Source organism: Candidatus Margulisiibacteriota bacterium, assembly GCA_028715625.1.
GTDB lineage: Bacteria > Margulisbacteria > Riflemargulisbacteria > GWF2-35-9 > GWF2-35-9 > JAQURL01.
The window spans coordinates 1-7,507 of sequence record JAQURL010000096.1; the positions used below are offsets into that span (position 1 = coordinate 1).

Consider the following 7,507-nt stretch of genomic DNA (forward strand, 5'->3'; position numbering starts at 1 on the left):
CCGGACCGCTGGAACAAGGAACAAATCCTTGAGGAACATACATTTCTGGGAAAATTGGCCGCAAATGAAGTTCCGGTTATCCCACCGCTGAAATATGATAACAATACTCTTTTTTTCTTTGATAATATTCCCTTTGCTGTTTTTCACAAAAAAGGAGGTCGCGCTCTTGACGAGTTTGATAAGGAAAGTTGGCAGGAGATCGGCAGATTATTAGGCCGGGTCCATAATGTGGGGGAAACATTTAAAAGGTCCGAGCGTATAATATGGAAACCTGAAATAGTTACCCGTAAAAATGCAGATTACTTATTAAATGGTTTTTTACCTCGGGAATACCAAAAAATATTCGCGGATATTTCGCAGATGTTTATCGAAAAAACCAGGACACTTTTTAGCATAGATCCGATCTTTTTAATTCATGGAGATTGTCACAAGGGGAATCTGATCCATCGTCCTGGTGAAGGTATCTTTATTATAGATTTTGACGATATCTGTGTTGGCCCTGCAGTGCAGGACCTGTGGATGCTTTTACCGGGCAGCCCGGAAGAATCCGGGCAGGAAATGGAGTGGTTTCTGGAAGGTTATGAGGTATTCAGAAAATTTAACCGGGCATCTTTTATTTTGATACCCGCTCTTAAAGTAATGCGTATGCTGCATTTCGCAGCGTGGTGTGCTTTGCAAAGCAAGGATCAACACTTTATCGAACATTTCTCTCAGTGGGGTACGATCAAATACTGGAATGAGCTGATTAAAGATATTCAGAACATTGTTTATTCGCTGGTTTAGTTATTTTTCTGGTATCTTTATTCGCAGCGCTGAAATGAAATTTAAAATCGCGATAAAACCGCCGAAAAGAAACACATACTGAAATCCAAAGACCATCCAGATAATCCCACCCAGAATGGCAACCAGTATGGAGAAAACATGATCAATGGTTACAGACATGGTGAGTGTCGGAGTGATATGGTCCGGATGAGTGGCGATTTTTTTCAGATAAGTTGCTCTGGCCATATTCACGGACATCAGCAGCTGGTCAGCCACAAAACAAGCGGAAACAAGTATAAAAGCAAGATTTTCAGAGAGTAAATTTTTAGCAAAACCGTAGCCTAAACAGACAAATACCAGAGAAACTGCCTCCCAGATGAGTACGGTTTTTTCACCCAGTTTATCAATGGCTTTACCTAAAATCGGCTGGAAAACAATGCCTGCAACGCCGCCGATGGTCAGCAATGTAGCCAGCACAGCAGTGGGTTTATGATAAATTGTAACCAGAACCCATGGTGCGAATGTTAAAAAAATTTGTTTACGTGTACCGAACAATATGGAAAGCCAGTAATAGAGTTTATATTCTTTATGCAATTTCAAGCGGAGCTTGGGAGCGTGCGCTTTGCCCGGTTTCATGAAATAGAAAAATATCGCGGAAGACAGATAAATAACAGCGGCAATAATAAAAGAAATTTTAAAATTAAGATGCAGAAAATTAAAACCCAGAAAAATAAAAAAACTTCCCAGTATTGTGGCCAGATTGCGGATACTGTTCATCTGTCCCAGACGTTTTCCATCCTGGCCTTTGTGAGCCAGTTCCATGCCTATACTGCTGGACAAGGGTAATAATAAATGTTGGCCTGCGCTGAAGAAAAAAATCCAGACGCAGAAGATAGAAAAAGAAGTAGGGAAAAAAGCTATAAGCATTAAACCGAAACTTCCGATCATCCCGGCGAAGACAGCCAGCCTTCTGCTGGGTAAAAAGAATAACGCTGTAGATATAAATACCACCATAAGTCCGGGCAGTTCTCTGGGGAACTCCAGAAATGTTCTCTGAAAACTGGAGATATTAAAGGTTTCATGTAAAAAATTATTCAGCGTGGAGTTTACTATGCTTTCACCAAAGGCTACCAAAGCTATCCCAAATATGAAAAGTAGCAGTTCTTTTTGGAATTTTTTTAGAAAATTTAACATAATGCAGATATATTATACTATAAGAATGCAGTTAAAAAGCTTGGCAATCTCAAATAAAAGCGATTTTTTCCCTTGGGAAAACAAAAGAGGAAGGATTCTTGTACCACCCTGGTCCATAATTTGGTAAATATATCCTGGCTCCGCGTCTGGTATTACCCAGATTAAGGTTTAAAGAAGAAAATAAAATTTTGGCAACTATGCAGGTTCCTTGTTGTGAACCGGATGTTTCCATGATTATTTCGGGACTTTGTTTGTCCCATACATAACCTTTGGAATAGAGTCTGAAAGAGTCAGCCCTGTCGATGGCCAGGCTTAACGCTTTTCCTTTTGATATTTTGTTTTTATCACGATATAAAGAGGTGTTTTCTTTAATAACTTCCAGCAAATCGGGAATTCCATCATTATTTTCATCAATTATTCCTTTGCCGAAATCCATGCTCACAAACTCAAGACCATCTCTGGCAGTTTGGAACATAACAATACCTTTGCCTTCAGCATGCTGTATTATGTTTTCAGCGCACAAGAACAGAAAATCTTTTACTTCACATTGACGTTGCAGAGAATTGATAGCCGATGAGTAAAAAGTATGAATAAATTTCTCAAAAGCTGCCTGATATCCACTGAGTTTGTAATATTTGGTTTTATCATATTGCCAACGTATCAAAGCCACTTCATCTGCAAAGAAAATAAAGGATTTTTTATTCAGAATTTCCAGGTGTTCCCGACTGAGTTGTTTATGTCTTGCCAGATAGTCCCATGCGGGAAGAATTAAGTTGTGTTCTTGATGATTAAATAATTCTCTAAGTGAGGTAATTTTAGTTTGCATAATAAATTATCGAAAAACTTAGTCGGGCAATTCGAAAAAATGAAATTAACAGTTATGAATCACGATAAATTAATTTAGTATGCGAAAGTTTAAATTAATTGCTTTATCATTACCACAAAATTTAGCAGATAGAAACCAGTTAAAACAGGGTTTTCCGTTTACTGCTGCTCAGCTGTATTTACTGCCTGTTAAAGCAGAGAAAATATCCGGCAGAAAAATTACCAAAAAAGAACATTTCAGTTTTTACTGGGGTTTAAAGAAAGCAAAAATTATGATCGGGGTCAGCATTTTCAGCCATCTGCATAAAACGCATTTTATAAGATTTTCTCTGGGCAAGACTCAAATACTTGCTTTCCAGGGCAGGAACGGATATGTCCGTATGCCTAATTCTGAACCGGATAATACTTATTGTTTGTCCATAAAAAACAGTGAAGAAGTAATAGGTCATGGAGTAATTTCATTTATAGATAAACATTCATTTTTCAGGTATTCCATTCATAACGATTTTCAAAAACAGTGTTATGGGAAAGAAGCGCTGGCTTTGATAACCGCCATCTGTGCTTGTGGTTTACTTGCCGGCAGAAGCAGCGAAACTATAAATTTTCGTTATTATCCGGAAGAATTGACCGGAGATATTTCTATTAATCGTTTTTTATTGATGAAAAATTTGCTGCTCAGAGCCGGTTTCAAACCGACTGTTTTTCCGGAGCATAATAACCAGATGGTCTTTCAGTATCAAAACAAGGACTAAGTTTACTTTTTTCAGAGACGGTTGTAGTATTCTATTACAAAAAATGAGTTATCAAAACATCAACCCAAACATTATAGAAGTTAAAAATTTATCTAAATATTTTAAAGCAACAAAGGCTGTGGATGATATCAGCTTTTCGGTAGAGAAGGGTGGAATTTTTGCCTTTTTAGGACCTAACGGAGCTGGAAAATCTACCACCATAAAAATTTTGACCACACTTTTGCAGCCTACATCCGGACAAGTGAAAGTAAACGGTTTTGACCCTCAGAAAAATAAAGATAAAGTGCGACAATCCTTTGGAATAGTTTTTCAGGACCCCAGTCTGGATGAGGAATTGACCGCATATGAAAACATGGAACTCCACGGCATTCTCTACAAAATAAAAACAAAGTTGAGAAAACAACGTATTGAAGAGTTATTAAAAATGGTCGAACTCTGGGATAGACAAAAAGATCTGGTGAAAACTTTTTCCGGAGGAATGAAACGCAGATTGGAAATTGCCCGCGGACTTCTACATCACCCGCAAATAATTTTTCTGGATGAACCCACACTGGGACTTGATCCGCAAACACGCAATCTGATTTGGAACTATATACAGGAGTTAAATAAAAAAGAAGGAATAACTATTTTTTTTACAACACATTATATGGAAGAAGCTGCCAAAATCGCTCAGTGCATTGCCATAATAGACCATGGCAAGATTGTGGCCAGCGGCTCAACAAAGCAACTTATGGAGCAAACAAAAACTTCTTCTCTGGAAGATGCCTTTTTGGCTATAACCGGACATGAGATACGTGAAGAAAATCCTGATAATCTGGATCGTTTTCGTCGGCATATGAGGAGAAGATAGTACATGAAAGTAGTTTACATTCTCTGGCTGCGGCAAATTAAAAGATATCTCAGATCAAGAGCCAGAATGTTTGGTTCTCTTGGTCAGCCTTTGATGTTTCTTATAGCTTTGGGTTATGGCTTCGGCCCTATCTTTCAGCGGGCCAATAATATTAACTATATTTCTTTTCTAGTACCGGGAATAATCGCGCAGACTATTTTATTTTCTGCTATTTTCACAGGGATCGAAGTGATCTGGGACAGGCAGTTCGGATTTCTCAAGGAAACTCTGGTTGCCCCGGTATCGCGTTTTTCCATTATGCTGGGGCGAACTCTTGGCGGAGCAACAGTATCAACTATACAAGGTATTCTGGTGCTTTTAATTTCTTTTTTATTGGGTTTCACACCCCAACATTTTTTAACTATTCCCATCGCCATTATTTTTATGTTTATTATCGCTCTTTTTTTTACTGCTCTGGGAACGGCTATTGCCTCACTGCTTACAGATTTTCATGGTTTCCAGATTATAATAAATTTTTTAATTATGCCCTTATTTTTTCTTTCCGGTGCCTTATTCCCTCTCAAAGGTCTGCCGTGGCTGCTAATGGTTATTTCTGTCTTGAACCCTTTAACTTACGGGGTAGATGCTTTGCGCTCAATTCTGGTTAATATTGTTCATTTCAACCTGAGTTTTGACCTCATGATTTTATGTCTTTTATCATTTACCATACTTGTTATAGGAAGTTATCTGTTCAATAACATCGAAGCCTGAGTTTTATAATCAGGTTAATTGTCTGACCTCAGCTTCAGGCGTTATTTCTATTACCTCACCATACAAAAGTTTAGCCAGGAATTCTTTTAAATTTTTCAGGATTTCCATAACCTCTAACTCCTGCCTGTTAATATAATTAACTAATTCCTTTTGAAAGAAGGCTTTATCTTTTGATCTTTTTTGAATATTATAAGGGCCCTGCATTTCGCATTGAAAGTACAAGAAGTCCATATCCAATATGCCCCACAAATCCATAGTTTGCCTGTCATTTAACGGTTTGCTTTTTGCAAAATCTCCAATCTGTTTGATAAGTTCAGCCAGAGCAATTATGCTGGGAATATGGTCATAAACAGGTGATCGGGAAAATTTTATAAAGCGTCTGATCTCCCGGGAATGATTAAGTGACTTTTCCAGCGGCGCGATTGCGATTAAGGCTTCGGTAATTTTTTCCAGCGCTTCAAAACTTGGCGCGAAATCAACAATCCAATCGATAGTTTTGGCGAAGAACTCCTCGGGCGGTTCTTCACAGCAGAATTTTCTGTCCGGTGTAATTGCTGCTTTAAACGCTTCTTTAACTCTGGTTCTGCATTCCTGTGCTTTTTCCTGAAAAGCCGCAAACAGAGCTTCGATTTCCAGCGAAAGTATTTTTGTTTTCATGCCGGCTATTCGTTATTTGACCAGAAATCGTTTTATTGCCCTGATAAGATAAGGTACAATATCCGGTGATATTTTATTTTCCAGGGTAAACAATGAACGTGCCATGGGAATACCTATAGCTTCATCCCTTTCCTTTTGTATCAGTTCGTTAATCAACTTCCCGAAATCAGGTATATCATAAAATTCAGATAAGGGAACTTTGTTTTTCAGATTATCAAGACCGAATTTTCGATCCTCAAAAGTTAAAGGTCTGGCACCGATAGTGCTGGTTGTTTTTACCGGAGATGCCATAAAGACGCTTTCATCCTCTATATCGAAAATAAAAGGAAAATGACAGTTGTTCAGACCGATGATACCTTCATAGTATAGTCCTGTTAACTGTGTGCTCGTAGAGTCGATAACCATATTACGCACTGCGGTTAGCCTGCCTTCCAGGGATGTTATATATATATTATTAATAGCAGGATATCCCATCACATTAAAATAGGCGTTGATCGTTTCCTGAGCTTCGGTATAACCGCTGTAAACATTTTCTATTATATTGTAACTCAATTCCTGATATTTAATTTCTGTGGCAGTGGCTCTGGCTATTTTAAAAGAGTAAAGGCCGTTTTTTTCTTTTATATCAGTAATAAAGTCAACGGCTTCTGCTTTTTTGTCAACGATATGAAAAACAGAGTTGTCAAAACAGTTTTTTCTCAGGAAGTTCAGTGTCGAATCCAGAAAATTATTTTCAAAAATAAAACCGGCTCGGACGCTGGAGACAGTTTTATCCAGATCAAAATTTCGTTTAACCAGTTTTTCGAGGATAACAGGCAGCAGTTGTCTGCGATCATTTTTATTTTTATAGGCAGTTACCAAGCCCATTATGGCCAGAGCGGCTTGTTTTTCTTTAGGGTCCTCAGCTATCATGTCCAGCCAGAAGTCTTGAAAGGAGTTTTCTGTTTGCGTATTGATAACAGCAGCCAACAAAGTATTATAAATATTCGCGTCGTTTGCCTCATAGATCAGGTCCGGGGCATCTTTAAAGAACCCCTCACGTGCTTTTTGTTCCAGTAATGTCCGTATCTCGTTTTTATAAGGGAAACCATTATTCAATTTGAAGATGATCTGTAAAAGACCTATAAGCCTGTTGAACTGTGTACTGAATTCAGGATTAGGCCATTTGTACCCGCCGCAGGTTCTTTTTGTTTTGTCTTCCGGTGGTGCCTGCGTGTATTCCTTGTCGAAAGCTTCCTGCAATAGTTCCCAAACAGCTTTCTCAAAATTTTGCTTAAACACAGGGTTTTCGCAATGGGTATAAAGCCAGGCCGGATATTCTGAGCTCATTGTACCGTTAGCACCGTCACGATCAGCAATTGCCAATATTTCACCTCTGTCTAATGTGTTTGCCAGAAAAGATTTCAGTTTGTCAAAATTTTCTCGAATGGGCAGGTAATCGGCAGGGTTTCCAATTTTTTTATGCGCGAGGTACCTGGGCAATCTTGCTATGTCTTTTTCTACACCGTTATACCAGACAAGACCCGGTTCTTCATGCTCAACAGATTTCAGAGAAATACTTCTGCACATATGCGCCAGCGGGTCCTTTTTTGTACGTCTGTTTTCTTGTTCTTCGAACCTGAGTTGTTGATATTTTTCCAGCAAACCTTTGAAGTCCTGTTTTATAATTTCCAGCTCGGGTTTGGTAAGAGTTATGGCAATTAGTTTTTTTAACATC

Annotated in this window: 8 protein-coding genes; 4 read left to right on the plus strand and 4 right to left on the minus strand. The window is 38.5% G+C overall.

The annotated features are described in order from the left end of the window. Nucleotides 1-783: serine/threonine protein kinase (locus PHV30_11400; protein MDD5457618.1), on the plus strand; the 783-nt coding region annotated here is incomplete at its 5' end. Here the strand turns inward: PHV30_11400 and PHV30_11405 are convergent. Both PHV30_11405 and PHV30_11410 read right to left on the minus strand, forming a co-directional pair. Then, on the minus strand, nt 784-1,956 hold the full coding sequence (locus PHV30_11405; GenBank protein MDD5457619.1) for an MFS transporter: 1,173 nt from the start codon (nt 1,954-1,956) through the stop codon (nt 784-786). It abuts the gene before it with no gap. A gap of 49 nt (nt 1,957-2,005) precedes the next feature. Continuing rightward, on the minus strand, nt 2,006-2,782 hold the full coding sequence (locus PHV30_11410) for a hypothetical protein (GenBank protein MDD5457620.1): 777 nt from the start codon (nt 2,780-2,782) through the stop codon (nt 2,006-2,008). Between the two features lie 79 nt (nt 2,783-2,861). Between PHV30_11410 and PHV30_11415 the strand changes: the two genes are divergently transcribed. The 3 genes from PHV30_11415 to PHV30_11425 are packed head-to-tail and all read left to right on the plus strand — an operon-like array spanning nt 2,862 to nt 5,133. Continuing rightward, nucleotides 2,862-3,533 (plus strand): hypothetical protein, encoded by a 672-nt coding sequence (locus PHV30_11415; GenBank protein MDD5457621.1) that lies wholly within the window; start codon nt 2,862-2,864, stop codon nt 3,531-3,533. 43 nt (nt 3,534-3,576) lie between these two features. After that, nucleotides 3,577-4,383 (plus strand): ATP-binding cassette domain-containing protein, encoded by an 807-nt coding sequence (locus PHV30_11420; protein MDD5457622.1) that lies wholly within the window; start codon nt 3,577-3,579, stop codon nt 4,381-4,383. A gap of 3 nt (nt 4,384-4,386) precedes the next feature. After that, nucleotides 4,387-5,133 (plus strand): ABC transporter permease, encoded by a 747-nt coding sequence (locus PHV30_11425; GenBank protein ID MDD5457623.1) that lies wholly within the window; start codon nt 4,387-4,389, stop codon nt 5,131-5,133. Nucleotides 5,134-5,142: 9 nt separating this feature from the next. Here the strand turns inward: PHV30_11425 and PHV30_11430 are convergent, their stop codons facing one another. Then, nucleotides 5,143-5,790: a hypothetical protein gene (locus PHV30_11430; GenBank protein ID MDD5457624.1), complete on the minus strand. Its 648-nt coding sequence runs from the start codon at nt 5,788-5,790 to the stop codon at nt 5,143-5,145. 12 nt (nt 5,791-5,802) lie between these two features. Beyond that, nucleotides 5,803-7,507: hypothetical protein (locus PHV30_11435; protein MDD5457625.1), on the minus strand; the 1,705-nt coding region annotated here is incomplete at its 5' end.

Bases quoted from the DNA above. Each gene is read 5' to 3' on its own strand.
- PHV30_11430 (MDD5457624.1), bottom strand. From the start codon at position 5,790: ATGAAAACAAAAATACTTTCGCTGGAAATCGAAGCTCTGTTTGCGGCT.
- PHV30_11425 (MDD5457623.1), top strand. From the start codon at position 4,387: ATGAAAGTAGTTTACATTCTCTGGCTGCGGCAAATTAAAAGATATCTC.
- PHV30_11410 (MDD5457620.1), bottom strand. From the start codon at position 2,782: ATGCAAACTAAAATTACCTCACTTAGAGAATTATTTAATCATCAAGAA.
- PHV30_11420 (MDD5457622.1), top strand. From the start codon at position 3,577: ATGAGTTATCAAAACATCAACCCAAACATTATAGAAGTTAAAAATTTA.
- PHV30_11405 (MDD5457619.1), bottom strand. From the start codon at position 1,956: ATGTTAAATTTTCTAAAAAAATTCCAAAAAGAACTGCTACTTTTCATA.
- PHV30_11415 (MDD5457621.1), top strand. From the start codon at position 2,862: ATGCGAAAGTTTAAATTAATTGCTTTATCATTACCACAAAATTTAGCA.